Here is a 25,860-nt window from a genome sequence, read left to right on the forward strand (position 1 = left end):
GCGCAACGCCCGGCGGCCGTGCCGCGCCTGCGCCGGGCGACGTGCTCGCGGCTGCGCAAGCGCTCGCCGGCGTAGGCGCCTGGGCCGCATGGCTGCGCCTGCTGCCAGCCCTGCCGCCCCGCGGCGCGCTGGCGTTGCTCGCAGCGCTTCCGCCTGCGGCACGCTGCGGGCTGCTGCGCGCACCCGCGAGCGTCCGCGAAGGGCTGCTTGCGCTGTGCGGCACGCCTGACAGCGCGCAGCAGCCCCACGCGGACGAAGTGCCCGCCCCGGTGCGCACCGCTCATGCGCTCCTCGCGGGCACGCTCGCGCTGCTCGCCGGGCGGCAGAACCTGGCGCGTGAATGGGCCGAATCGGCCCAACTCACTGCGCGGCAATCTGCCGCCACAGGTTGCCAGGCGACAGCCATCCCGCCGGGCCTGCAAACCCTGCTGCGCCTGACAGCACCCGGCGCAGCCTCTGCTGATGAATACACCAACCAGTGCAACATGTTACTGGTACACCTATAATTTTTACTAATCCCTAATCCCTAATCCCTAATCACTAATTTCTGATTTCTAGTCACTAGTCCTCAACCCCTGTATATCCCCACATATTCCCGCAATAGCCCATCCGATTGAAATTGCAAAAGCAACGGAGCTACAGGTAATCGGAGCATTCCCGAACCGTGTATTGTTCCGTTGCCACTAATTAATGGGTTTAGCCCTCAAGCCCGCAATTTTCCACTCTGAACTTAACTCAACGTAACCCAATTCGTCTCAACCTTTGCATATCACCGCTCGAAAACAGCGGATCGGCGTGCCGTACATGTCAGACCAGATGGCATCGTCCGGCTCTACCACATTCAGCTTATCTTCAATGGTTAATCCGGTGACAGCCATGATCGTCTCCAGTAGATCAGGGCGCATCTCGGGTACATCGAAGGTGGCGATCAACTGTCCGTTTGGCTTCAGCACCCGGGCGAATTCACGAAATGCCCGCAGCATTGTGCCCGTATCCAGATGCTCCAGTACAGAGATACAAAATACCCGATCAAACTTACCCGACTCATACGGAAGCTGGGCCAGATCAGCCTTTGCACGGTGCAATCGGGCGAGAGTTGATTCTGGCAGATCCTGAGCAGCCTGCTCGCCAAAATCAGAAACAATATCCAGCCTGATCGCTTCTTCAGACAAAATGCGTTCATCCCAGTCGCAGGCATGAACCTCGCGGCAGTGTTCGGCAAGCCAGAATTTGAACGGATGGGAGATGCCGCAGGCTGCATCAAGGACCACATCGTCCGGACGTGCAAACCACCGGGCCCATTCATATTCGTAGGGACGGCTCCACCATGCCGGATGCAGCGGGAAGACCAATGTGTCCGTTTTAGGGTCACTTTGCCGAATGTATCTTGATTCCATGAATTCCGTTGCCTTGGGCATATCCATCATCCCCGAATTCCCTCCTTTAATCCTGTCTCTGCCAAAAAAGATTCCAACACCGTGCTCCACCGGCTCCGCCACCGGGCAAGATCATAGGACAGTGCAGTCTCTCGCGCATAGATTCCCAGTCGTTCTCGCTCGGCCCGATCCTGTACAAGACGTACCAGTGCAGCGGTTAGTTCCTGCTCACCAGGAGGTACCAGTAGCCCATTAAAACCATCCTGAATCAGATCATTTAACCCACCAACATTGGAGGCAATTACCGGAAGTCCACAGCTCATCGCTTCCAGACAGGCATAGGAGGTGCCTTCCGAGAACACGGTTGGAATTACGGCGATATCTGCCTGATGGTAGGCCTCCCGAATATCCCGGAAATCATACGTGCGCTGGTTAATTCGCTCCGCATGTGGATGAGTACGATGCCAGTAACGAAAGACTCTCCCGACCGTACTGCCTTCGACCAGTTCCCCGGCAAATTCAACCTCCAGATCCGGGAAGGCTCCAAGTAGTTTATCTGCTGCCAGCATCATTGGAATAATACCCCGTTCCATGCTGATGCGGCGTGGATAGATAATGCGAATTGGGCGGGGTGAGGTCACATGAGCATCAATAGCTTTCTTTTCAACCTGCCCTTGAATCGGACCATTAACCTGATGCTCAGCATCTGCTTCTGTTAGAATATCTGTAGCCCAATCCTTTGAATTTCGGTGGTTATGAGCAAACCTATACGTTTCGCCATCTGCCTCGACTTCTTCCAGTTTCGATAACTGCAAATGGAGATCTACCGTTTCCTTCCCCTCTGGTTCTTGATCGCTATCTGTATCCCCACCTCCATCTCCGTTAGCCTTACCACTGTTCGCTCCAGCACAACTCGTTCCGCCCTGGCCTTCTACAGTTTGCACTCCTGATATAACTGCACCAACATTTTCTTCATGACTCGCCAGATCATTCTTCCATGCGACAAGCCATTCGTCTTCCTGTTCTTGCTCAAAGGTTCGCGTTGGTGGGGCAGGTGTGAAATAGGACGTATCCACTGCGTTGGGAATCAGGACAACCTGTCTTGGGTCGGTATAGGTGCATGCAGCCCGGCAAAAGGTCTGGAAATGAGAATCCACGGATACAATGCGCACGAGTCCGTCCAGAGCCAGTTGAATATGTTCCGCCACTTGTTGTTTGGTCTCCAGTGGAAGTCCGGGACGATCCCAGTTAATGCCGTGACAGATGCCAAGACTGCCGGGTTTATAGGTGATGGGTTGCCACAGACAGCTGGCATAGATCACTGGGCCACGCGCTGCTGCTGCCATCCGATCAAAGGCTTCCGGTACATTATCCATGTCGTACGAATAACCAAATACGTCAATCTGCTCCGTCCGAGTCTGGAATGCTTCAAAATAGGACAGTTGATGAACCTCGGGAATATGCCCGAGTCCACGGATGACACTGCACAGATCCAAAATATATCGTTCCAGCCCACCGCCAAATACTCGACCAAATTCCCGGTTATACCCGTCGGTGAAGCTATGCGTCAGGATACTCACCACGCCCATCTCACGGTCCCTCCTTCCAGGGAATCAGCCGAGGTTCCGGATCAAGGATCGACTCGTAATGTGCAAGATTGCCCCACTCACCGCTAGGATCAATGCGCTTGTAACGCAAATATTTACGAACCCGGTCCTCCAGACTGCCTGCCCAGCCGAGATGCTGAACCTTCAGTTCCGTACTGACTCCAGGCAATACAGTGCAGGACAAGGGAAGACGGGGAACGTGATGATTCTGTTGTGGATAAAAATAAGGATATCCAGGCATATACCGTACAAGTGAAGCGGTATGCCGCTTGTGCAGACACCAGAGATCATCTTCCCGGTAGTGGGTCCGGCCACCCCACATATCGTAGAATCGAAATGCAAACCAGTCCGCATACTCCTGATTAATCAGAGTGCGTATGGCTTTCTTGGCCTCTGTGCTATACAGCTCATCCGCATCAACCGAGAGCAACCAGTCGGGACGTGTTCCTGCTGCCGCTTGCCATAAGGTGTTGCGAAGCCGCCATTCCTCGGCGAACAGCGGTTTCTCCAATACTTCCAGACGGACCACCTTTGGATAGGCTTTGCATAGATCCGGGGTTCCGTCTGTGCTGGCATCGTCCACAATCACGATCTCATCCACGAACTCACTCAGATCATGCAATACTTCTTCAAGGTATCGGCCGCGTTCATTGCGAACCTGGAGCATAGCGGTCAGCTTGTTGCCTTTGCTTTTGCGAACCCGACGAATGGAGAAGGGCTCTTTGAATACACTTGTTTCCTCTTGTGTTATAGCAGCATTCTGTTCTTCTTGACCTTGTGTGTCGCCCCAGTGATGCACTTGGCTTCGGATGTCCTGCGTTGGTTGCGCATGATCCGGGGTGTGATCTCCATTTTCCAATGCGTCTGTATGTGTTCGATCGACTGTTTCGGTTGGCGTGTAGGTGGTTTCGGTTCGGATATCCCTGTGCACCATTGGCCCATTCAACTGTTGTCTACGCTTCTTTGGGTCCAGCATCATGGCACCTCCCCAAGCAATTGCTGTACAGCATGATCCAACAACTCCAGCTCGACAATCCGGGCGAGGGCATCTTCATCCTCCAGTGCCATTTCGAGAAAATGTCTGACTGCGCCGTGTCTTTCCCCTCTTAGAGCCAGCGCGCTGCCGGATAATTGCTGATAATCCCGGCGACTGGCATCATCCTGAATATCGACTGCATGCAGGAGCGCCAGTGCCTCTTCCACACGTCCTGTCTCCTGATAAATGCGGAATTTCCAATGTCTCGCGGTTTCTCCGCCCAGTTCGTCCAGGATGCGTAGCGCGGTTCCGTAATCATCATTAATACGCAATAATTCCGCTCGTACAAGTTGATCTTCTCCAGCCTCAAACCAGCGACATAACTGTTCATAATGATGCCGTTCCTGTTCATCGGCTGCACTAATTCCGTACACCCGTAGGGCGTCCTCCAACTGTCCGGCCCGGGCATGAATGGCAGACAAGAATCGATAGTGGGAGATCACACAGTCACTTCGGGCATTCATGACTGCATGGGTGAAGGCCTCTTGCAACGAATGGACGGCCCGCGGATCTTCAAGCAAGTACTCATAGGCTGCCAGCAAAAAGGATATCGTCTCATGTGCACCTGCTTTGGCACGAAGCTGACGGTAGAAGTCGGCACGTACACTGCTTTGAAGCAGGGTGACGCTATCCGGAGTGCCTGACAGGATCTGCCGCAGCGCATGCAGGAAGAACAGTTCGTAGTCGCGGAGAGGGACTTCGAGATCATCCTTTTGCATCGTACCCGCAGGTGCAGGGTCTTCGCCGCCCAGCCAGATAACACGTACGCCTTGGAATAACAGCTTCATATAACGTGTTTCGGAGGATGTACCTACCAGATCGGCAATACCGACCAGTTTGGAAATACTGCTCTCCCATAGCGGAGATTCTGCTTCGTTTCCAGCAGGCTCAGGGAGCAGGGCAATACATAGCTCAGGCTCAAGCGAAGCTGCAGCCATTAGCCAGTAGGGATGGGCGACCACGGCTACGGTGCGAGGTTCCAGTAATAGCTGCTCTGCCTCAGGGAGGGAGATGACGGTGATGACCGGAGGTACATCCTCTGTTTGCGTCAGGCTGCTGACATAATAGACATCTCCCTCGATCGACAGCAGCGCAGCAATATCGGGATAGGGAAAGGATGACCAGCCTCCTTTGCGAGGGAAGAGAACATATCGGACAGGGGGCTGTGCCGTAGTAGCCTCATCCGGGCTGACTTCAGGGGCTGTATCCGGTAACGGCGCAGGATTTTCCATGAATTGTTCACCTCACCTTGACTGTAATATGGAGCGTCATTCTCTCTGCATGTGCTTCATGCTTTCAATTCATATGTAAAGCCCTCACGGCACTTTGCATGATATGCCTGAGACTAACATATGGGCATTCCGTCCCAAACATGAGTATCTTCCATGAATAGATGAAGTTGGCAGGCTGTGATAATAGGCTGAATTTTATCTTTTGTGTGACCAGGATCACTTTTTTTTGCTCTAGAGACGAAGATTGTGATAATTCTCACATGTATAAAATAGGTAATCTGGCACAATACGTTCATCAACGTATTTGGCGGACAGACAGCGAAGGTGCAGCTTCAATGCCAAATACGCATACTGCGAAGTGAACAGAAAGAAGGGGTAACGGTATGGATCCGATTATGTTATCGCGTATCCAATATGCACTTACAACGATTTTCCATTTCTTTTTTGTCCCGCTATCCATCGGTCTTGTACTGTTGGTTGCGATTATGGAGACGTTGTACGTTGTTAAGGGTAAGGAGATTTACAAAACGATGGCGAAGTTCTGGGGCAAACTGTTCCTGATTAACTTTGCCGTCGGGGTAGTCACAGGTATTCTGCAAGAGTTCCAGTTCGGCATGAACTGGTCCGAGTACTCTCGGTTTGTGGGGGACGTGTTCGGTGCGCCACTGGCTGTTGAAGCGTTACTGGCTTTTTTTATGGAGTCTACATTTATTGGATTGTGGATATTCGGATGGGATCGTTTGTCCAAAAAAGTGCATCTGGCCTGCATCTGGCTGGTGTTTGTCGGCACATTCCTGTCTGCGCTGTGGATTCTGGCAGCCAATTCATTTATGCAACATCCTGTCGGGTTTGAGATTAACAACGGCCGAGCCGAGATGAATGATTTCTTTGCACTCATTACGAATGGTCAGCTTCTCGTCGAATTCCCACATACAATCTTTGGGGCATTGATGACAGGGGCTTTCGTTGTAACCGGGATTAGTGCCTACAAATTGATGAAAAAGCAGGATGTGGAGATCTTCCGCAAGTCGTTTAATATCGCGATCATTATCGCTCTTGTTTCCTCATTTGGGGTAGCTTTCTCCGGACATTTCCAGGCGCAATATCTGGTGGAGACACAGCCGATGAAGATGGCAGCCAGTGAAGGCACATGGACAACGACAGAAGATCCGGCGCCATGGACGGTGGTCGCTTTTATCGATCCGGATAAACAGGAGAGTACGGGTGAGATCAAAATCCCTGGATTGCTCAGTTACCTGTCCTACAGCAAGTTCTCCGGTAGTGTCAAAGGCATGAAGGAGCTTCAAGCTGAGTATGAACAGACGTATGGACCGGGGGACTATATCCCGCCAGTACGGACAACGTTCTGGAGTTTCCGTATCATGATTGCAGCGGGTGGTTTGATGATTGCACTGGCGCTATACGGTACGTTCCTAGCCATGCGTAAGAAGCTGGAGGTCGCTGGAAAGTGGTTTATGCGTCTGATGGTATTCGCCATATCTTTGCCGTTTATCGCTAATACGTCTGGTTGGATCATGACCGAGGTTGGCAGGCAGCCGTGGACGGTATTTGGTTATATGACAACCGAAGCCGGGGTCTCACCAAACGTTTCCGCAGGAATGATCCTGTTCTCGACCATCGCTTTTACCGCCGCGTATACGGTTCTCGGAATCGTGATGGTATACCTGTTCGTACGTGAGATCAAGGCAGGGCCGTTTGCGGTCGAGAAGCCAGAAGATCACGATGAATCGGCCGATCCGTTCGGCGTGGATGGAGGTTATTCCGTTGTCACTAAGTGAGTTGTGGTTTTTGCTGATTGCCGTATTGTTTGTTGGTTTCTTCTTTTTGGAAGGTTTTGATTTTGGTGTGGGGATGTCTACAGGTATTATCGCCAAAACAGATCGTGAACGCCGGACCCTGATCAACTCGATCGGTCCGTTCTGGGATGGTAATGAAGTATGGCTGATTACGGCAGGGGGCGCGATGTTTGCCGCCTTCCCGCACTGGTATGCGACGTTGTTCAGCGGTTTTTACCTGCCACTTGTGGTGGTGTTGCTCGCCTTGATTGGTCGCGGTGTTGCTTTTGAATTCCGCAGTAAAATGAAACAGCAGCGCTGGCGCAAAACGTGGGACATTATCATTGTTGTCTCCAGTGCGCTCTTGCCGTTCCTGTTCGGAGTGGTCTTTGCCACGCTGATGAAGGGTCTGCCCATTGATGGGGAGATGCAGTTGCGTGCAGGATTCCTCGATATTGTTAATCCGTACACTGTGATTGGTGGCTTGAGCGTAACCCTGTTGTGTCTGGTTCATGGATTGCTGTTTGCCTCACTACGGACAGTCGGTGATCTCAGAGAGCGTGCCTTGAAGACAGCGCAAAAATTGATGCTGCCGCTGGCTGCACTACTCGCTGTTTACGCGTTAATGACGTATTTCATGACGGATGTATTCACCGTACGCGGCTGGGCTCTTTGGATCATGGTTGTACTTGGCGCAGTCTCGCTTGCACTTGCGGCATACTTTGTTCGTCAGGAACGTGAAGGCTGGGCTTTTGGTATGACTGGGGCAGTGATTGCAATTGCCTTTGCCTCGGTATTTATCGGACTGTTCCCAAGAGTGATGGTGAGTTCCTTTGGAGCGGCATATGACCTGACTGTATACAACGCCGCATCCGGCGCTTATTCATTGAAAGTAATGACAATTGTAGCTTGCACATTGCTGCCGTTTGTTCTCGGTTATCAGATCTGGAGTTATTATATCTTCCGCAAACGTCTGAACGAGCAGCACCACCTGGAGTACTGATATGGGACGGGGGCTGCTGAAGCTGCCGGGCATCCGGCCTGTACTCGCGCTGGCATCAGCGCTGGTACTGTTGCAGGCGATGACGATCATAATGCAAGCCAAATGGCTGGCACAGGCCATCACGGCATTGTTTGAAGGTTCATCCATAACGGAGCAGTACCCGGTACTGCTGTTGTTCCTGGCTGCTTTTGCCGCCCGCTACGCCCTATCCTTCTGGTTACAACTCGTGACTTCACGATATGCGGAGAAGACAGGGACTGATCTGCGCAGACAGATGGTGGAGCAGTGGTTCAGACTTGGACCGCGTTATGCCAAGACGGAGGGCACAGGGCATCTGGTTACGCTGGCACGTGAGGGAACAGCTCAATACAAGACGTATCTCGAACTATTCATTCCTCGCATGTTGGGCATAGGATTCACACCCATCGTCATTCTGCTGTATGTGTTCAAGCTGGATCTGATGTCCGGGGTTATTCTGATGCTGACACTACCGATCCTGATCGTGTTCATGATTCTGATTGGTTTGGCTGCGCAGCGCAAGATAGACGGACAATTCAGATCCTACAAAGCACTCGCCAACCATTTTGTTGATACCCTGCGTGGGCTGGAGACGCTAAAAACATTGGGACAGAGCAAAACACACGAAGGGTCCATTCTGCGGGTCAGTCAGCGGTATCGGAAGGCGACGATGTCTACCCTGCGCATGGCTTTTCTCTCTTCGTTTGCACTCGACTTCTTCACGATGCTGTCCGTTGCTTCCGTAGCAGTTGGTCTGGGATTACGTCTGACGGAGGGGCATATGGTGCTCGGCCCTGCGCTGACGGTACTGATTCTGGCACCCGAATATTTCCTGCCTGTACGTATGCTCGGCGCTGATTATCATGCCACATTGGACGGTAAGGAAGCCGGAGCAGCCATTAATCAGGTAATTGAACGGGGGAAAGCCGCTGAACAGAAACAGAAAGAAGCCTATGCAAATGTTGTTGCACATCCGGTTACGGCAGAGGACGAGGCTGGATCTACACCATCATTATCTTTGGGTAAAAGGAAAGCTGCTACTTCAGCCATACGCGTCGTGTTGAACGATAAAATGGCTGCGGGGCATCTTGCTCCTGCTTCTATTTCTACTACTCCTGAGCTTGTTTCTTCCTCTTCCTCAGTGTTCTCTTGGAATGAGAATAGCAGATTGGCTCTAACGGATATACAGGTACGGCATGATGATGAAGGTCCTTATTCGCTAAAGGATGTCACATTTCAGATTACAGGTCTCGGCAAAATCGGTATTATTGGCGCCAGCGGAGCAGGCAAGTCCACGTTGATTGATGTGTTGGCTGGTTTCCAATTGCCTACGTCGGGTCAAGTTTTGGCTAACGGACAGCCAGTTACATCGGATATGCTCGAATCCTGGCGAAGACAGACGGCAGCTATCCCGCAGCATCCGTATATCTTTAGTGGAAGTCTGGCAGATAACGTTCGTTTCTACATGCCGGAGGCTTCGGATGCGGAGGTGGCTAAGGTCATTAGCGCAGCTGGATTAACCAAGCTACTGTCCTCATTATCCGGTGGGCTGCATGAGCCTATTGGGGCTGGCGGCAGACAGCTCAGTGGTGGGCAGGAGCAACGGGTGGCGCTGGCAAGAGCCCTGCTTAGTAAACGGAACATCCTGCTGCTTGATGAACCGACAGCTCATCTGGATGTGGAAACAGAGTATGAACTGAAACAGACGATGCTGCCGCTGTTTGAAGGCAAACTTGTATTTTTGGCTACCCATCGCCTGCACTGGATGCCGCATATGGATCGAATTATTGTCATGGATGGCGGCACAGTGGCAGAGACGGGAACACATCAGGAATTACTGGCACGACAAGGTGTATATTATCAGATGATTCAGGCCCAGATGGAGGCGATATAAAATGAAGTCCGGATATGAACATATGGAGAACGTCCGTAACGGAAAAGAGAAAAATAGCTGGATCGCTCCGTATGTGGCACAGTACCGGTGGAGATTCATTGCAGTCATTGCACTAGGCACTTGTGCTGCACTGTGTGCGGTACTGCTGCTGTTTACCTCCGGATTTCTGATCTCCAAGTCTGCGCTGCGTCCTGAAAATATTCTGATGGTGTATGTACCTATTGTTGGGGTACGTGCATTTGGGATATTCCGCGCTGTCTTTCGATATATCGAGCGATTGGCAGGACATGATGCCGTACTGCGCGTATTGGCCGATCAACGGGTGAAGCTATATCGCATTCTGGAGCCACAGGCCCTGTTCCTGCGCTCTCGTATGCAGACAGGAGATGTGCTTGGAGCACTCGCCGATGATGTGGAGCGGTTGCAGGATATCTATCTGCGCACCGTTTTTCCCGCCGTCACCGCGCTTGTGATGTACGGTGGGGCTGTGATCGCCTTTGGCAGTGTGGATCTGGGGTTTTCGCTGTGGATGGGCTTGTATATGTTATTTCTCGTTGCCGTGTTACCTGCGATCTCCCTGAAAGTGACGTGGAAATGGCGTGTGCGGCTGAAAAAGGAAAACAGCAGGTTGTATACCCGTCTGACTGACGGTGTGCTTGGACTGGGAGATTGGCTTGCAAGTGGACGAGCAGCGGAATTTGTTCAGCAGCAGGAAGAGGCGGAAGAACAGGTCGACGCGGTTCGCCGCAAGTTGCGGCGCTGGACACGCTGGCGTGATCTGATGGCTCAGTGTGTCATTGGCCTGATGGTAGTATCGGTTACGTTATGGGCTGGCAACGCCGCTTCTGTAGGGCAATTACCTGCCGTGATGATTGCTGCTTTTGTATTGGTGTTATTTCCGCTTACGGAATCACTTCTGCCTGTAGGGGATGCTGTGGAACATCTTCCACAGTACCGGGAATCGTTGGACCGCTTGAAACAGCTGGAAGGGAAAGCGGATCTTCCGGGGCAGAGTGGAGCGAACGATGTTGGCGGAACGGGCGACTCGATCTCTGTAGTAAAAAACGGCCACGTGATGGCTGGACAGACATCGGAGTCCTTGCCAGCCGCGAGTGATATCCCGGACAGACGAATTCGTCTTCGCATTCCGCCCAAACTCAGAGCAGACATCGAGATTAATCACGTAAGTTACCGTTATGTAGCGGATGATTCCTACGCCGTACAGGACGTAATCCTTCATCTGCCACAAGGCAAACGATTAGCTATTCTTGGACGAAGCGGCGGCGGCAAATCAACCTTGTTGAAACTGATTCAGGGGGCTTTGCTTCCGTCTACGGGGAAAGTTCTAATTAATAATATGCCTGTGCAGACCCTGGGTGAGAGTGTCACTGATGTTATCGCGGTGCTGAATCAGAGTCCTCACCTGTTCGACACCACGGTGGCGAATAATTTGCGGATTGGTCGTCCACATGCAACGGATGAGGAGATTCGTCAGGTGGCCGCGCAAGTAGGGTTATCCGGTCTGATCGAATCTTTGCCGCAGGGATATGATACGCCAATGCTGGAGACGGGGCTGCGTTTCTCCGGTGGGGAAAGGCAACGGATCGCTCTGGCCCGGGTACTGCTTCGGGAGACACCTGTTATTATATTGGATGAACCAACCGTAGGGCTTGATCCGGTGACGGAACGCGAACTGATGCGGACTATCCTGGACAGCTTGCAAGGCAAAACGATGATCTGGGTCACCCATCACCTGATTGGCGCGGAACAGATGGACGAACTTATTTTTATGGAAAATGGACAGATTGCCATGCAGGGTTCTCACGAACAATTGCTGGCTGGGGAAGAGCGATACCGCCGTCTCATTGAACTTGATCGGCCGGGGTGGTCTGACTTGCAGACAGTAGAGGGCAGGCTGCCTACTGCCGCTTCCAGATAGCAGGAACTTTCTCGGCAAATGGGAGCGACTAGCGTGTCTCAGGTTCATTAAAACAAAATAACACAAACAAGGGATGTCCTAAGTCATATTCATGACTTATGGGATATCCCCTTTTCGCTTCCTGGTGTGGACTATATAAATTGAACTAAAGAATATTTACACTTGCCACTCCGATGACTGAACAACCTTCTGATCGCTGTTATCCCCAGATTTTTTATATTCGGCTTTACATAGGAGAAAATCTGGTGATAAAGGCGAAGTTTAGCTTACGAAGTAGCTTTCTTTCAGAAAGCTTTTAGCTCCGCTTCTTCAGGTTATTTCTGTCCTCTACGTTCTCGTGTAAATGTTTAGTTCAATTTATATAGTATGAAAAATTCGCTATGTCCAGGATGTGAAGTGATCTGTAGCAGCCAGTCCCAAAGACTTATCGCTCAGATTTCCTGTGCCAGCAGCATGGCTGTGCCACAGGATTGGCGCACAACCAGTTCCGGTTCCACTTTAATGCAGCGATTATCCATTTGTTTGTTCATCAGATCAAACAGAATCATGGCAGCAAGGCGTCCAATTTTATCCGTATCCTGCTTGACGGTTGTTAGCGGTGGATCGGTATAACGGCAGGCTTCGATGTCGTCACAACCTGCCACAGCTATATCTTCTGGAATGCGTAACCCCACTTCCTTAAAGGCGCGAATAGCTCCAAAGGCAAGTAGATCTGTGGCTGCAAACACGGCACGTGGCAGAGTTTTGCAGGCGAGCATTTTTTTGGCCGCTTCGTATCCATCCGCTGCGGCATAATCTTTGCTGTATACAACCCACTCGGGCTTTTCATCAAGACTAAACTGATTTAGTGAACGTTTGAAAGCCATCTCTCTCTGTTGCATCACAAGAGATGCGCGCTCCAGCCCGATAAAACCAACATCTCGATAACCGTTCATATAAAATTGTTCTACAACTTTGGTTGAGATCTTATCGTTATCGGACATGATGTAACAGGAGCTTTGTCCTGTTAGCTCGATATCTATTCCGATACAAGGAATTGGGCTGGCATCCAGATCGAATATGCTGCTCTCGACCTCATCCCCCGCAATAATAATACAGCCATCCACTTGAAAATACTTGGATCTCGCCAAGTAGTCCTCACCCTGATCCAGAAACTTCTCATTCGAGAAGAAGAGTAGATCGTATCCAAGCAAGCCAATTTGTTTCTTAAACGCATTGATAACCTGTACGAAGAAAGGGTGGCTGAAATCCACGTTCAGCTTCCCTGCAAACACAACGCCAACGAGGCTGGATTTTTTGGTCGCCAGTGTTTTGGCTGAAGAAGATGGACGATAGCCTGTCTCTTCCATAATTTTAAGCACGCGCTGGCGCGTTTCCTCGCTAATATCTGGATAGTTATTGATAATCTTGGACACCGTGGCTACAGACACGCCTGCTAAACTCGCTATCGTTTTGATATTCATAAACATCCCTCGGATTCCTAAACTAGTTTCGCAAACTGGGGCTGTATCGGTTTTTTCGCTTTCTTGCAAGTATTTTATGCTACATAGACCGGAGAGTCAACAGAAGAAAGGGGGGAATCACACTTGAAATAATATGCATCCATAGGTTTGAAGTGATCAAGGAGGTTTGTAACGAAAGTAAGGACGAATTTTAGCTCGTAATCTTAATTGTTTTACAGATTTTGAGTCCATTTAAAGGAATATCGGGTTATCTGGGGCTGTACATGAAATTAAGTCATGTGCTTGTTTCGTAACTTTCGTAAAGGTTAACTTGATTACAACGTATATAGCAATAAATAAAGCTTTTATCAGGCGGGTTGGAGCATGGGAATCAAAAAAACAAAATGACTATTTACAAAATAAAGATCTGAAGTCATAATAAGGGTGAAATTAACGAAACTAATTTCGTAGATTTAATTCAAAAATTTGGGGGACAACGAAAATGAAGAAAAAGACTTTAGCCATTGCGCTTGTAACCGCTTTATTATTTGTGCTCGCCGCTTGTAGTAGTAGCTCTTCGGAAGAAGGAACTCAGGCTACAGACAGCAGCAAAAAAGTTACCTTGAAGATCATTCACTGGCAGCAAGAGAATATTAACAACTACATCAAAGAGTTTAATACGAAATTTGAAGCGAAATATCCGGACGTAAAGGTAGAATATACTACGGTTCCGGCAGACGCGACTTACGATCAGTTGATGCAAACACGGATGAACGCCGGAAGTAATGGGGACGTAGATATCATTCCACTCAAATCAAGCTTTGTAGGCGCTCCGCAGGAATGGTCCAGTGGTGCTGCTGATCCGATGTGGAAGCAATGGATCGATGCCGGGTTAATCAGTGATCTGTCTGATCAATCTTTTATAAAAAACTACAATGAAGCGGATGTACAGAACGCAATGACGTATAACGATAAGGTGTACGGTGTAAACATGGGCAAGGTGGCATTCACAGGACTGTTCTACAATAAGGAACTCTTCGCAAAATATAATCTGGAGATCCCTACAACCTGGGATGAATTGCAACATGTTATCAAAGTGTTCAAAGACAATGGTGTCGAAGCGCTGGGTCTGGCGGGTAAAGATGTATGGCCAATAGGTCTTGCGGTGCAAGGGCTTCAGGCCTCTATTCATGATGATCAGCTTGCTTATATCAAAGGTCTATGGACTGGTGAAACCAAGCTGACTGATCCGGTTCAACTTGAAGTCTTGCAGAAATCTCAGGATCTGATGAACAATGCAATGCCTGGTTTCATGGGTATTGACTACGGAACATTGCCCAGTTTGTTCGCTACAGGCAAGGTGGCTATGATTGCTGACGGCACTTGGGATGCAACAACAATTCAAACGGCCAACCCTGATCTGAAGTTTGGGTATTTCCCAATTCCAGGTAGCAATGATGCAGCCAAGAACAAAAATCTGGCGGGCAAATACGATATGACCTGGATGGTGGTGGATAACTCACCGAACAAGGATTACGCAATGAAATGGCTTGATATGTTATCGGAGAAAGAGAACTACACGGAATTTGTGAATGCAGCCGGCTTCCTGCCAACACAGCCTGATGTGGAGATGACAAGTGAGTTTATCCAAGGCATTCAGCCTTACCTTAAGGACTTTAAACTTTCTTGGGATCAGTTGTTCATTAACCGTCAGAATGTAGGACAGTACATTTCTGAGGCCAGCGTTCACGCAGAGATGCTCAAGCCAGCCGGACCGATTGCAACACCGGAAGAGCTTGCGGGTAAATCCCAAGCGGACTGGGATGCTGCTGCTCCAAAGTAATTCATAATCATTCATATTCATGGCACAAGTTGGCCGCATGCGCCGGAATAGCGCTCGGGTCTGAGCCTTCAGGCCAGACAAGGCTGTTATTCCGGTTTTCTTATGTCTTAGTTTTACCCCATGAAAGGTGTGAGGACGATGTATCCGTTTGGGAAAGGTAAGGCAAGACTGATTCCTTATCTGTATTTGAGCATTCCGTTGTTACTTTATGTTGTGTTTGGCTTCGGTCCATCACTTGTGACGATACTGTTTTCGTTTACAGATGCTACTGGTGTTCGGGGCCAGGAATGGAGCTTTATCGGCTTTGAAAACTATAAAACATTTTTTGGTGCATCCAATGCCGGAGATCGGCTGGATGCTATTGGGCGATCCTTGTACTTTGCATTTGCTGTGGTTGTCATCCAGAATGCGGTGGGTTTGTTCATGGCGATCTTGATCAACAAGAAGCTTAGAGGCGACAAATTGTACCGTGCGGTATTCTTTTTGCCGGTTGTATTGGGGGTTACGGTGTCCGGACTGATCTGGCAACTCGTTGCGAATCCGCTGGGTGGCCCAGCCCAGTCGCTTCTCAACTTTTTTGGTACCAGCTCCAACTTTTTTGGTGATTATAATATCGCCTTTGAACTGATTATTTTCGTTCAGATCTGGATGTACATGGGGTATTCCATGACGATCTTTCTTGCAGGTCTGCAATCCATTCCGAGCGATCTGTATGAGGCGGGTTACATGGATGGTGCTTCGGGGTGGAAAGCATTTACGAACATTACATTCCCCATGATTGCTCCTGCATTCACGGTTAACATGCTCTTGTCTATCATAGGGGCATTGCAAACCTTTGATATTATCTATGTACTTACAGGCGGCAAGTTCAATACAACGACGCTTGCGTTTGATGTTTATGCTACGGCATTTGGCACAGGAACGGCTGATTACGGTTTGGCTTCTGCTGTCGCGATGATTCAGTTCCTCTTTGTATTTACCATATCGATGGTCGCTTTATTTTACCTTCGCAGAAGAGAGGTGGAAGCGTAATGAAACAGAGCCAAACGTCCAGATTGGTCAGCTACGTTATCGTTCTGCTCATGCTTGCGTTGTACGTTTTCCCTCTATTCTATCTGTTCAATGTATCCATGAAGACACAGACAGAGTATCTGCTCGATCCTGTAGCTCTTACTGAAGGGATCCGGCTTGAGAACTTTTCCGAAGCATGGAACAAAGGGAACTTCTCTCAGTATATGTGGAACAGTGTGCTCTATACAGGGATGTCCACCCTGCTGACGTTGATTTTATCTATATTTGCTGCATTCCCGCTCGCACGCAGATATGTTAAATTCAGCACACTCATTTATATTTTCTTTCTGATTTCCATGTACCTTCCCAACCCGCTCATTCCGCAGTTTTCCCTGATCAATAATCTGGGTCTTTACAACACCCAAATCGGGTACATCTTATTGAAGACGACAGGTACGGGCATTGCCTTTCTCATGTTTGTGGGTTATATCAAATCAATATCGCGTGAACTGGATGAGGCGGCAGCCATGGACGGGAGTGGATATACACGTTATCTGTTCACTATCCTTGTTCCGTTAATGAAACCGATCCTGGCAACAGGTATTATTCTTACCGCGATTGGTGTATGGAACGATATTATCGGGCCGACCATTTATTTATCTGATCCGAATTATCAGCCGGTAACCAAAGGACTCTTTACATTTTATGGACAGTACATGAACAACTGGCCGCTGCTCGCGTGTGGCATTCTGATTGTTACCTTGCCACTGGTTGTCCTGTATGTTGCTTTGCAACGGTTCATTGTGGGAGGCGCTATGGCAGGGGCTGTTAAATCGTAAGTTAGAATCACTCCGCTTTAACTGAAAGTGCCTCTTAAAGGAGGAGTTACGCAGGCATCAGGGATAGTGGGCCTATACAGAATGTAGTACGAAAAAAAGGGCAAGCGATCCATAAAACATCATAAGAAAGCCACCCTCAACGCAATGAAGGTGGCTTCTATTATTTTCATCGTTATTTTGGTTTTATAACTCCACTAACATCAGAATAATGGAGGATAGACATAGACATGTGCTGACTAGATACAGCACACCCACCACCTGATTTTGATTCAATCCGGCACGCAGCAACCGATAATGAGCTTGACTTGCATCGGCCTGATAGATCGCTTTACCTTGAATGAAACGTTTGATAACGACAAAGATGTTGTCGAAGATCGGTACACCCAGCGCCAGAATCGGAATGAAGATGGACAACATGGTTGCTTGTTTGAATGCACCGTCCAGAGCGATAACCGCCAGAATGAAGCCAAGGAACGTAGCGCCTGCATCCCCCATGAACACTTTGGCAGGAGCTTTGTTGTACTTCAGATAACCAATCGTCACCCCGACCAGAATGATCGACATGAGTGCGGAATCACTTTGACCTTTGGCAAGCGCCACGATGAACAGGGTAATTGCCGAGATGGCCGATAATCCGCCAGCGAGTCCGTCCATGCCGTCCGAGAAGTTGATGACTGTTGTCACCCCGAAGATCCACAGGATCGTGAGAATGAATTGCAGCCAGATTGGAAGCATGACATATTCCGCGTTGAAGGGATTCACGAATCCGGTGAACGCAATGCCAGAAGCAAATACGAGTACTGCCGCAGAGACTTGTACGAGCATTTTGGGCAGGGCAGGAAAATCTTTGCCTTTTGTTTTGTACCAGTCGTCGATGGTACCAATCGTTAGCAGAAGCATACCACCAGCGACCAGAGCCGCTGTTTCCCATGTGATTTCTTTCGTCAGAGCAATGTATGTCAGGAAAAATCCAGTAAATATCGCGTAACTCGCCGTGAGCGGGATAGGTTGCCTGTGCAGCTTACGCTCCACATCTTCCCGAGGCTTGTCCACAAAATCGAGTCGGTGAGCCAGTCGACCAAGCGGCGGAATGAGCAGAACCACGACAGCAAAAGACACTATAAAAGCCAGTATGTATACCATAAACTCGCTTGTTTCACTCCCATCTACCAATTTCCCCTTATTATACGAGTTAAACAGGAAATCTGTCGATGTCATTATTGTAACCAGACGTACGCAAAGGTGAGCAAAAGTTCAGGTTTTATTGTATTTGAGGAAGATAGGAGCCGAAATAATGTTTTACGGCTTCTGCATGATATCCATCATCACCTTGCCAGGTTGCTGCAAAGACAAAATCGCTGGAACCACCTTTGCCTTTTCTCGGTTTATCTCCAGGAACCAGTATGCCGGCTGCCGCCCAGATTTCTAACAGGGCATCGCGCTCCTGTTTGCTGGAAGGGAAGAGATCCTTCCACTTTTTCTCGAGGGAACGTGCACTGTCCTTGGGGTCTTCCGTCTGCGCTGCTTCAAGCAGGTTGACCAGGATGGCTTGGTCTTCAGGAGTTACTTCATAGTTCGCATCGTTGTCCTGAAGCAGTAATTCCAGATCCATCAGGCAATAGATAAGCCACCCGTGACGCACGCCGCCCCACTTGATCCGTTCAAAGTTCAGGACGTTTAAGTCGACGTTGGAATATTCCTTGTCTGACTGCAAACGCAGGAAGTTACAATCTCCACAGGCACTGGTGTTAGGGTAGAGGGCAGGGCGTTCCGCATAGGTGTGTAAAGGTATGTTCGATGTTAAGGCCCAGCTGGATAATGCGCTGCGTAGATAGACTTTTTTGGTGGACAGACTATGTAAAAAGGCCGAAATCACCCGTTCCTTGAACGAGTCATCCTGATGCATGTCGTACAGACGCTGGACAATCTCGTCATGCGTGATCGTGAGTGGATCGAACATAACGCTTTTGCTTTTGGCATATTCAAATTCCTCCCCGGAGAAGGGGACAGAGGTTGTTTTCCAGCCCCCACCTCCCCAGAAGGTGCTCAGCAATATCTTTGCCGCTTTTTTGTCCATATGGTTAGCCTCCTTATATGGGAATTGCGATCATGATTAATGTGATTTGTATATCTCAAACCTGCTTACTTTAATGTGCGTATTCCTCGGTTGTATTCAGAATCATCTCGACGAGGCCTGGAAAACGTGTGTTTAGCTCTTCCTTTCGTAGGGAGTAAAAGTGCTGTTTACCTTCAATGCGTGGCTGGATCACGCCAGCTTCACGTAAAATTTTGATGTGATGGGACAACGTGGATTTGGAAATATGGTCTACTTCAAAGGCGGAACAATTTTTCTCGCCTGAGCTGGCCAGACAGTGTGCAATTTTCATGCGGATCGGATCACCCAATGCATTGCAGACCGTGGTCAGCTTCAGTTCCGAAGCCATAGGTATCGTTGGAGTTCTCATATTTATGACGTTAGCATATTCGGCCACACCTTTCAATGTTTGAAAAATTTCAAACTATCTCTTGCAGGCAGTATAAGAAGTATGATACATTTCTTTTCAGTTAGTTCGAAAATATTCGAACTGAAAGATTGGAAAACGGCTTTTCATTCTAGGAGGAATATAAATGAGTACTATAAGTACCACTACACTGTTGAACAACTATTTCCGTTTATTTGATGCTTCACGTACAGACGAGCGCGCCATGAAGGATTTATTGTCCCTGTTTACACCGGACGCAGAAATTGTGCTTAACGGCACCAGTCGAACAGGGTTTGAAGGTTTTATGAAGGCTTTCTACGAATACAATAAGGATGTAAAACATATGTGGGACGGGTGGGTGCAACAGCCTGACGGCAGCTACCAAACCAACTGGGCGGTATGCGGACAAGCGGCAGACGGAACGGTATATGCCAAAGCAGGCATTGATATCGCGCGTGTAAATGATGCGGGACAGATCGTGTATCTGGAAAATGTACAGGCCGATCAGAATGCGTTCAGCAAGTATAATCAGTAATAGCGGAGTATTAATAAGTGAAATTGAAGTTTTTAAGAAACGAAGCTCTACAGTCTTTCACAAGCTGTGGGGCTTTTTATGTGTATATGAAAAAGACCCTCCCGCATGTTCTAAACATGGCGGAACGGTCATCATGAACGTTCATAAAACGTAGTCATTAGAGTCGGATGTTAGTTTGAGCCAGAGGCAGCTTAGGAGATGGTGACTTGCTGCTTGGAAACGATGTTCTTTCAATTCTAACGAATCTGAGAGGCGCTATTGGAGGATATTTGGCAAAATTAATTTTCTAACGAACCACAGACACGTTAATAGGCTACATATTAGGTTCCAGAGCAGTTTTGTGCCCATGTAAGCCGATATAAGGTGTCTCAGGTTCGTTAGATTTTGAAAACATGCTATAAACCTCATATAAGACGTCTACGATTCGTTAGCGATTCCATGTTCAACGTTTTGACCCTCCAACGTGTAACATCCTAGGCTAGTAACCCTCAAATCTCCAACTCTCAGAACCTTAACCGTCCCATCCTCCGGTCACCCTGCATGCCATCCCACGCCTTCCCTACCCTTGCATCGTCTTATTCTGAAAAGCAGCGATATCCGCATACTCTTCTTCAAACTTGCGGGAGATGCGGATGAAGATCGGCAGCAGTTCACGGTACACGCGGACACTGTCCGGGTCTGGTTGATGCCGATGTGTCGATCCGATCATGCCGGAGACGGCACTCAGGGAATCGATTCGGCCAAGGGCGTATAGGCCCAGTACGGCTGCGCCGAGACAGGAGCTTTCAATACTTTCGGGGATGATGACATCCTGATCGAAAATATCGGCCATCATCTGCCGCCACAACTCAGAGCGGGCGAAGCCGCCTGTGGCCTGGATTTTTTTCGGACGACCGATCTTTTCTTCAATCGCCAGCATGACCGTGTACAGGTTGAACAATACACCTTCGAGCGCAGCGCGAATCATATGTTCCTTCTTATGATGCAGCGTCAGACCGAAGAATGAGCCGCGTGCGTTCGGATTCCAGAGCGGAGCCCGCTCACCTGTCATGTACGGATGGAACAAGAGACCTTCCGAACCCGGAGGTACATTTTCCGCAACACGAGTGAGTACTTCATACGGATCGATGCCAAGTCGCTTGGCCGTTTCTACCTCGGAAGCTGCAAACTCGTCCCGAATCCAGCGGAAAATAACACCGCCATTGTTAACCGGTCCACCAATCACCCAGGCGTCCTCCGTGAGTGCATAACAGAAGAAGCGTCCTTTTGGATCAGTCACCGGTTTATCTACGACTGTACGAATCGCTCCACTGGTACCAATGGTCACGGCCACAACACCTGGATCAATGGCATTCACGCCCAGATTGGAGAGCACGCCATCACTTGCACCGATGACAAACGGTGTGGTGACCGCAATGCCCATCTCCTTGGCGTACTCCGGGTGCAATCCCTGTTTCAGCACATGTGTGGTCGGTACTAATCGGGACAAATTTTCCGAGGTAATGCCCGCCACATGGAGTGCTTCTGCATCCCAGTCGAGTTTTTCCAGATTCATAAGCCCGGTGGCTGAGGCCATCGAGTGGTCGATGACGTATTCAGAAAATAGTTTATAGAAAACATATTCTTTCATGGATATGAATTTGTACGTCTGTCTGAACAGTTCCGGTTGATCCCGGGTGAGCCACATGATCTTGGTGAGAGGGGACATCGGATGAATCGGCGTACCTGTTCTCAGATAGATTTCGTGACCATTCATCTCCGATTTGAGTACTTCCGTCCACTCTGTACTGCGATTATCTGCCCAAGTCATGGCCCGCATCAGCGGTGTGCCCTGTTGATCGACTGGCAGAATGCTGTGCATGGCCGAACTGAAGGATACAAACAGGATGTCCTCTGGCTTCACTCCCGCTTTGGACGTGGCCTGTTTAACGGATTCGATGACTGCTTTGAAAATATCTTCCGCATCCTGCTCCGCAATCGCAGGTGTGGGGGTGTGCAGCGGATAATCGGCACTGCCTTGTGCCACAATGGTTCCGTTCTGTTCGAACAAGACGGCCTTGGTGGAGGTTGTGCCGATATCTACGCCGATCATATAGGGTGAAGAAGCCATTTTGTCATCCCTCTTTCTTAAATATATAAGTGAATGAATGCTGTTACACGTTAACACTTCGGGTACAGAAAGCCTTCCAATCGCCGTTATCCCCAAATTTCTTTGATTCCCTCTTCAAAGGGAGAAATTTGGTTATAAATGCGAACATTTCATTTCTTCAGGCCCTTTCTGTCCCCTTCGTGCACGTGGCGCTATTCATCCAACTTATATGGCATCTGTTATTTCATCTATAGATAAGAATATCAGACTTGAGGGATGGATCAAAATGCCACAACCTTAGTCCTTCACTGCCCCCGCGGCAATATCTGAAATAAATTGACGGCTGATGAACAGGAACATAACGATGAGTGGAATGACGGCAAGCAACGTACCAGCGATGACCATCGCATAGTCTGTGTTATACAACCCGTTTAATTGAGATAACGCAATCTGCAACGTATATTTTCGTTCATCCGTCAGGACGATCAAAGGCCACAGATAATCATTCCATACGCCGATAAAGGTGAACGCGCCGAGGAAAGCAAAGGCAGGTCGCAGAATTGGCAGTGCCACGTTCCAATAGAGGCGGAAGAAATTACAGCCGTCGATGCGGCCTGCATCCAGCAGATCGTTCGGAATCGACTCTGTTGCATACTGGCGAATCCAGAAGATGCCAAAGGCGTTCACCATGCCTGGAATAATGAGGGCTTTGAAGGAACCGACCCAGCCGAACGTAGCCATGAGTACGAAGGAAGGCACCAGCGACAGCTGGGAAGGTACCATCATGGTCGCGAGCAGCAAGATGAAGAGCCACTTTTTGCCGGGAAATTCAAACTTCGCAAACGCAAACCCCGCCAGTGAGTCAAAAAACAGTACAAGAATAGTCACGAGGCCCGACACAAACAACGTATTCAGAAAGGCGCCCCAGAAGTCAATCTGCTGTAAAACCCGCGTAATATTATTCCACAATTCGCCCCCGAACCAGAGCTGCGGTGGAAACTTGTAGATATCGGACGTTGTCCGGGTAGACATTACAATCAGCCAATAGAACGGGAACATGGATATGAGCATGCCCCCGATAAGACCGGTATACAACACCAGCGATTTGAGGTGTTTGGACGCCATAAGCGCTCCCCCTTGTCACATCAGGATGATTTGCCTTGAACAAGCTTCCAGTTCACAATCGAGAACAGGGCGATAATGAGGAACATGCCCCAACCAACGGCAGCGCCATATCCGAAGTAATTGTTAATGAAGGATTCACGGTAGAGATACAATACAATCGTCATGCCTGCTGCACCCGCGCCACCATCATTACCTACCAACACTTGAGGCTCGGTGAACAGTTGCATACCCCCGATCGTTGATGTAATGACCGTGAACAGGATCACAGGACGCAGCATCGGAATTGTAATTCTGAAAAAGGACTGTATCGCTGATGCGCCATCAATCTTGGCCGCTTCGTATAATGTCTGCGGAATACTCTGAAGTCCGGCGAGGTAGATGACGGCGTTATATCCAGTCCAGCGCCAGACCACCATGGAGGAGATTGCGACTTTAATGCCCCATGGTGCATTAAGCCACTCCACAACCGGTAGCCCGACCGACTGCAACAGATAATTGAGAAAGCCATAATTGTTGGCAAATAAGGCACCGAAGATAATGGCTACCGCCACGATGGATGTGACGTTTGGCAGGAAATAACCGACCCGAAACAGGGTACGGAACTTCACAAATGGTGCATGCAGCAAAAAGGCAATAATCAGGGCGAAGAAGAGCATTGGAATCGTTGAATAGATCCAGATCATGAACGTGTTGCCCACGGCTTGCCAGAACTCGGCATCGGTCAGCATGTATTTGAAGTTGTTGAACCCGTTGTACGTCATGACACCGATGCCATCCCATTTATGAAAAGCCAGATAGAGTGAGAACCCGATTGGGAACAAGCCAAATACCGCAAACAGAATATAAAACGGCGATATCGCAACATAGAGTGCACGATGTTCCCATATTCTCGCCCATAGTGACTTCTGCCGATCCAGATCAGGTCTTGCATTTCCGGGATCGGGAGTAAGACGAGGTTCAGTTACAGCCATATGAATTCCTCCTTTGCGGATAACGAAACCACACGTTCTTCAGGTTAACGCTGCAATTCCCGCTCGACGCGGTGTACCGTATCCGTCCAGACTTGCTCTGGATCGGCATTTTGCTTCGCGACATCATTCAGCCGCCGGGTGATAATGTTGTGTACGGATGGGTATCGTTCGCCAAAGAAAGCATCCGGCACATCCTGCGCCGACTCGGCAAATACAGGCCCTGTCGCCTGTCCACCGAAGAAAGGTTCTTTTTCTTTCATGGCGGGGTCATCAAACACACCTGGTGCAGAAGGGAACAGGTTCAATGTCTGATATTGCTCCAATTGATTTTCGGGACTTTGCAGCCAGCGAACCAGTTCAAAGGCTTCCTGAGGATGTTCACTCGACTTCAGGATGGACAGGAATGATCCCCCGTTATTGCCATCTCCCCCCGGTGCCCGAGCAACCCGCCACTTCCCGGATGTATCCGGAGCGGCTTCTTGAAGAACTTGTTTCATCCAGACAGCACCTACGAAAGAGGCGATTTCACCATTATTCATCGCGGCGTTCCAGCCCGGAGTCCAGCCATCTGCATTGGCAAGCAGTCCCTTCTCTTTAAAAGCAACGGCCGTATCCCAGCTCTTGCCCACAGTAGGGGAATCCATGCCGATAAAGGACCCGTCTGGCCGGAAATAACGCTCCGCGGACTGTGATATGACTTGGTTGTAAACGGTTGCAATATTATCGGTTAGAAAAACCTTGCCTCCGAATTTTTCCTTGAGCTGTTCTCCGGCAGCAGCATATGCATCCCAGCTGTTGATCTGGCGTGTAACGTCTTCGGGATTAGATGGCAGTCCGGCCTCCTTGAACAGATCTTCTCGGTAGAAGAGGGCCGTTGGCCCCGTATCCATCGGGAAACCGATCATCTGTCCACTTGGCGTAACACCTTGCTTCCATTTCCACGGGAGATATTGATCTTCAATATCTCCTGCACCGAGATCATATAGATTATAGAAACGGTCCTCACTGGGGAATAGCTCCATGATCCAGTCATTCAATGCTACAATGTCTGGTTCACCTGAGCGTGCAGCGAGTGTTGTTTTGAGCTTTGCCTTGAAATCACCGCCGATTTTCTGAGCTGTCAGTTCGATATTGGGGAACTTTTCCTTAGCCCTGGCAATCAACTTATCATCGATGGAACGATTCCAGTACCATAATGTAAGCGCTACCTTTTTGTTGCTCGCTGAATCGTCCTGTCCGGGCCAGATGGAGCATCCGCTTATGAGCAGGACGCAGACCATCAGTATGGCTGTCCAGCATGTTCTTTTCCGGCGGATCATGTGTATTACCCCCTCATCGTTAAGTTCGAGGCATGAAGTGCTTTGGACTACAACATTAGTGTATGAGCAGTTTATAAACTCATACCCAATATTCTTGAATTGAAACACAAATTTGTGACAAATGCTACCATAAATTTTATCAGTTACTGTAAAAATAAAAGTTACTTGACACATTATAATTTTTATTCTAAACTAACTTACATAAAGTAACTAATGATGATGAGAATAATATAGATACGTACTATATAACATCCAAGTGATCCAAATTCACTCTGGATGCGAATCAATCAACATACAAGTTG

At 49.1% G+C, this 25,860-nt stretch carries 21 protein-coding genes; 9 read left to right on the forward strand and 12 right to left on the reverse strand.

Translation table 11 applies throughout. The annotated features are described in order from the left end of the window. On the forward strand, positions 1-506 hold a 506-nt coding region (locus QVE09_RS14740), incomplete at its 5' end, for a hypothetical protein (protein WP_315937384.1). A gap of 249 nt (positions 507-755) precedes the next feature. On the opposite strand, the gene QVE09_RS14745 is transcribed toward QVE09_RS14740, so the two are convergent. From QVE09_RS14745 to QVE09_RS14760, 4 genes are read right to left on the reverse strand one after another with little or no spacing between them, the layout of a single operon-like run. Continuing rightward, positions 756-1,427, reverse strand: coding sequence for a class I SAM-dependent methyltransferase (locus QVE09_RS14745; RefSeq protein ID WP_315937385.1), 672 nt, complete (start codon positions 1,425-1,427; stop codon positions 756-758). After that, positions 1,424-2,965 carry a glycosyltransferase family 4 protein gene (locus tag QVE09_RS14750; RefSeq protein ID WP_315937386.1) on the reverse strand — a complete coding sequence of 514 codons (1,542 nt, stop codon included), beginning with the start codon at positions 2,963-2,965 and terminating at the stop codon, positions 1,424-1,426. Before QVE09_RS14750 ends, QVE09_RS14745 begins: the two co-directional genes overlap by 4 nt. A 1-nt stretch (position 2,966) precedes the next feature. Continuing rightward, positions 2,967-3,962 (reverse strand): glycosyltransferase, encoded by a 996-nt coding sequence (locus tag QVE09_RS14755; RefSeq protein WP_315937387.1) that lies wholly within the window; start codon positions 3,960-3,962, stop codon positions 2,967-2,969. Next, a complete protein-coding gene (locus QVE09_RS14760) occupies positions 3,959-5,251 on the reverse strand; it encodes a tetratricopeptide repeat protein (protein WP_315937388.1) in 1,293 nt (430 codons plus the stop codon). The genes QVE09_RS14755 and QVE09_RS14760 overlap by 4 nt, the downstream gene beginning before the upstream one ends. A 383-nt stretch (positions 5,252-5,634) precedes the next feature. Here QVE09_RS14760 and QVE09_RS14765 point away from each other — a divergent pair, with 383 nt between their 5' ends. From QVE09_RS14765 to cydC, 4 genes are read left to right on the forward strand one after another with little or no spacing between them, the layout of a single operon-like run. Beyond that, positions 5,635-7,050 carry a cytochrome ubiquinol oxidase subunit I gene (locus QVE09_RS14765; RefSeq protein WP_315937389.1) on the forward strand — a complete coding sequence of 472 codons (1,416 nt, stop codon included), beginning with the start codon at positions 5,635-5,637 and terminating at the stop codon, positions 7,048-7,050. Beyond that, complete coding sequence (gene cydB, locus QVE09_RS14770) at positions 6,995-8,050, forward strand: cytochrome d ubiquinol oxidase subunit II (RefSeq protein ID WP_315937390.1); 1,056 nt, start codon at positions 6,995-6,997, stop codon at positions 8,048-8,050. The genes QVE09_RS14765 and cydB overlap by 56 nt, the downstream gene beginning before the upstream one ends. A gap of 1 nt (position 8,051) precedes the next feature. Next, positions 8,052-9,962, forward strand: a complete 1,911-nt coding sequence (cydD, locus tag QVE09_RS14775) for a thiol reductant ABC exporter subunit CydD (RefSeq protein WP_315937391.1) — start codon at positions 8,052-8,054, stop codon at positions 9,960-9,962. Between the two features lies 1 nt (position 9,963). Then, positions 9,964-11,901, forward strand: a complete 1,938-nt coding sequence (gene cydC / locus QVE09_RS14780) for a thiol reductant ABC exporter subunit CydC (protein WP_315937392.1) — start codon at positions 9,964-9,966, stop codon at positions 11,899-11,901. Positions 11,902-12,332: 431 nt separating this feature from the next. Here the strand turns inward: cydC and QVE09_RS14785 are convergent, their stop codons facing one another. Then, positions 12,333-13,364, reverse strand: a complete 1,032-nt coding sequence (locus QVE09_RS14785) for a LacI family DNA-binding transcriptional regulator (protein ID WP_036667984.1) — start codon at positions 13,362-13,364, stop codon at positions 12,333-12,335. 481 nt (positions 13,365-13,845) lie between these two features. On the opposite strand from QVE09_RS14785, the gene QVE09_RS14790 reads away from it, so the two are divergent. The 3 genes from QVE09_RS14790 to QVE09_RS14800 all read left to right on the forward strand — a co-directional run bounded on the left by QVE09_RS14790 (position 13,846) and on the right by QVE09_RS14800 (position 17,036). Beyond that, positions 13,846-15,186, forward strand: coding sequence for an ABC transporter substrate-binding protein (locus tag QVE09_RS14790; RefSeq protein ID WP_315937393.1), 1,341 nt, complete (start codon positions 13,846-13,848; stop codon positions 15,184-15,186). Positions 15,187-15,324: 138 nt separating this feature from the next. Continuing rightward, the gene (locus QVE09_RS14795; RefSeq protein WP_315937394.1) at positions 15,325-16,218 is read left to right on the forward strand and encodes a carbohydrate ABC transporter permease; all 894 of its coding nucleotides are present in this window, start codon (positions 15,325-15,327) and stop codon (positions 16,216-16,218) included. Beyond that, positions 16,218-17,036, forward strand: coding sequence for a carbohydrate ABC transporter permease (locus tag QVE09_RS14800; protein ID WP_315937395.1), 819 nt, complete (start codon positions 16,218-16,220; stop codon positions 17,034-17,036). The genes QVE09_RS14795 and QVE09_RS14800 overlap by 1 nt, the downstream gene beginning before the upstream one ends. A gap of 183 nt (positions 17,037-17,219) precedes the next feature. Here QVE09_RS14800 and QVE09_RS14805 read toward each other — a convergent pair whose 3' ends face one another. The 3 genes from QVE09_RS14805 to QVE09_RS14815 form a co-directional block, all read right to left on the reverse strand. Then, the gene (locus QVE09_RS14805; RefSeq protein WP_315937699.1) at positions 17,220-18,179 is read right to left on the reverse strand and encodes an MraY family glycosyltransferase; all 960 of its coding nucleotides are present in this window, start codon (positions 18,177-18,179) and stop codon (positions 17,220-17,222) included. A gap of 118 nt (positions 18,180-18,297) precedes the next feature. Then, the gene (locus tag QVE09_RS14810) at positions 18,298-19,113 is read right to left on the reverse strand and encodes a hypothetical protein (protein ID WP_315937396.1); all 816 of its coding nucleotides are present in this window, start codon (positions 19,111-19,113) and stop codon (positions 18,298-18,300) included. 70 nt (positions 19,114-19,183) lie between these two features. After that, complete coding sequence (locus tag QVE09_RS14815; protein WP_315937397.1) at positions 19,184-19,501, reverse strand: ArsR/SmtB family transcription factor; 318 nt, start codon at positions 19,499-19,501, stop codon at positions 19,184-19,186. Between the two features lie 163 nt (positions 19,502-19,664). Here QVE09_RS14815 and QVE09_RS14820 point away from each other — a divergent pair, with 163 nt between their 5' ends. After that, the gene (locus QVE09_RS14820; RefSeq protein WP_315937398.1) at positions 19,665-20,054 is read left to right on the forward strand and encodes a nuclear transport factor 2 family protein; all 390 of its coding nucleotides are present in this window, start codon (positions 19,665-19,667) and stop codon (positions 20,052-20,054) included. Between the two features lie 559 nt (positions 20,055-20,613). Here the strand turns inward: QVE09_RS14820 and gntK are convergent. The 4 genes from gntK to QVE09_RS14840 form a co-directional block, all read right to left on the reverse strand. Then, positions 20,614-22,164, reverse strand: a complete 1,551-nt coding sequence (gene gntK / locus QVE09_RS14825) for a gluconokinase (RefSeq protein ID WP_315937399.1) — start codon at positions 22,162-22,164, stop codon at positions 20,614-20,616. Between the two features lie 276 nt (positions 22,165-22,440). Then, on the reverse strand, positions 22,441-23,268 hold the full coding sequence (locus tag QVE09_RS14830; protein ID WP_091035913.1) for a carbohydrate ABC transporter permease: 828 nt from the start codon (positions 23,266-23,268) through the stop codon (positions 22,441-22,443). A 20-nt stretch (positions 23,269-23,288) separates the two neighbouring features. After that, the gene (locus tag QVE09_RS14835; protein ID WP_315937400.1) at positions 23,289-24,239 is read right to left on the reverse strand and encodes a carbohydrate ABC transporter permease; all 951 of its coding nucleotides are present in this window, start codon (positions 24,237-24,239) and stop codon (positions 23,289-23,291) included. A 44-nt stretch (positions 24,240-24,283) separates the two neighbouring features. After that, entirely contained in the window at positions 24,284-25,558 is a 1,275-nt protein-coding gene (locus QVE09_RS14840) for an ABC transporter substrate-binding protein (RefSeq protein WP_315937401.1), read from the reverse strand. Positions 25,559-25,860 lie beyond the last annotated feature (302 nt).

The sequence above is a fragment of the Paenibacillus sp. ClWae2A genome (assembly GCF_032452295.1).
Lineage (GTDB): Bacteria > Bacillota > Bacilli > Paenibacillales > Paenibacillaceae > Paenibacillus.

What these genes read in the sequence shown, in the direction of transcription:
- QVE09_RS14745 (WP_315937385.1), bottom strand. Translation starts at nt 1,427, where the DNA reads ATGATGGATATGCCCAAGGCAACGGAATTCATGGAATCAAGATACATT.
- QVE09_RS14750 (WP_315937386.1), bottom strand. Translation starts at nt 2,965, where the DNA reads ATGGGCGTGGTGAGTATCCTGACGCATAGCTTCACCGACGGGTATAAC.
- QVE09_RS14755 (WP_315937387.1), bottom strand. Translation starts at nt 3,962, where the DNA reads ATGATGCTGGACCCAAAGAAGCGTAGACAACAGTTGAATGGGCCAATG.
- QVE09_RS14760 (WP_315937388.1), bottom strand. Translation starts at nt 5,251, where the DNA reads ATGGAAAATCCTGCGCCGTTACCGGATACAGCCCCTGAAGTCAGCCCG.
- QVE09_RS14765 (WP_315937389.1), top strand. Translation starts at nt 5,635, where the DNA reads ATGGATCCGATTATGTTATCGCGTATCCAATATGCACTTACAACGATT.
- cydB (WP_315937390.1), top strand. Translation starts at nt 6,995, where the DNA reads ATGAATCGGCCGATCCGTTCGGCGTGGATGGAGGTTATTCCGTTGTCA.
- cydD (WP_315937391.1), top strand. Translation starts at nt 8,052, where the DNA reads ATGGGACGGGGGCTGCTGAAGCTGCCGGGCATCCGGCCTGTACTCGCG.
- cydC (WP_315937392.1), top strand. Translation starts at nt 9,964, where the DNA reads ATGAAGTCCGGATATGAACATATGGAGAACGTCCGTAACGGAAAAGAG.
- QVE09_RS14785 (WP_036667984.1), bottom strand. Translation starts at nt 13,364, where the DNA reads ATGAATATCAAAACGATAGCGAGTTTAGCAGGCGTGTCTGTAGCCACG.
- QVE09_RS14790 (WP_315937393.1), top strand. Translation starts at nt 13,846, where the DNA reads ATGAAGAAAAAGACTTTAGCCATTGCGCTTGTAACCGCTTTATTATTT.
- QVE09_RS14795 (WP_315937394.1), top strand. Translation starts at nt 15,325, where the DNA reads ATGTATCCGTTTGGGAAAGGTAAGGCAAGACTGATTCCTTATCTGTAT.
- QVE09_RS14800 (WP_315937395.1), top strand. Translation starts at nt 16,218, where the DNA reads ATGAAACAGAGCCAAACGTCCAGATTGGTCAGCTACGTTATCGTTCTG.
- QVE09_RS14805 (WP_315937699.1), bottom strand. Translation starts at nt 18,179, where the DNA reads ATGGTATACATACTGGCTTTTATAGTGTCTTTTGCTGTCGTGGTTCTG.
- QVE09_RS14810 (WP_315937396.1), bottom strand. Translation starts at nt 19,113, where the DNA reads ATGGACAAAAAAGCGGCAAAGATATTGCTGAGCACCTTCTGGGGAGGT.
- QVE09_RS14815 (WP_315937397.1), bottom strand. Translation starts at nt 19,501, where the DNA reads ATGAGAACTCCAACGATACCTATGGCTTCGGAACTGAAGCTGACCACG.
- QVE09_RS14820 (WP_315937398.1), top strand. Translation starts at nt 19,665, where the DNA reads ATGAGTACTATAAGTACCACTACACTGTTGAACAACTATTTCCGTTTA.
- gntK (WP_315937399.1), bottom strand. Translation starts at nt 22,164, where the DNA reads ATGGCTTCTTCACCCTATATGATCGGCGTAGATATCGGCACAACCTCC.
- QVE09_RS14830 (WP_091035913.1), bottom strand. Translation starts at nt 23,268, where the DNA reads ATGGCGTCCAAACACCTCAAATCGCTGGTGTTGTATACCGGTCTTATC.
- QVE09_RS14835 (WP_315937400.1), bottom strand. Translation starts at nt 24,239, where the DNA reads ATGGCTGTAACTGAACCTCGTCTTACTCCCGATCCCGGAAATGCAAGA.
- QVE09_RS14840 (WP_315937401.1), bottom strand. Translation starts at nt 25,558, where the DNA reads ATGATCCGCCGGAAAAGAACATGCTGGACAGCCATACTGATGGTCTGC.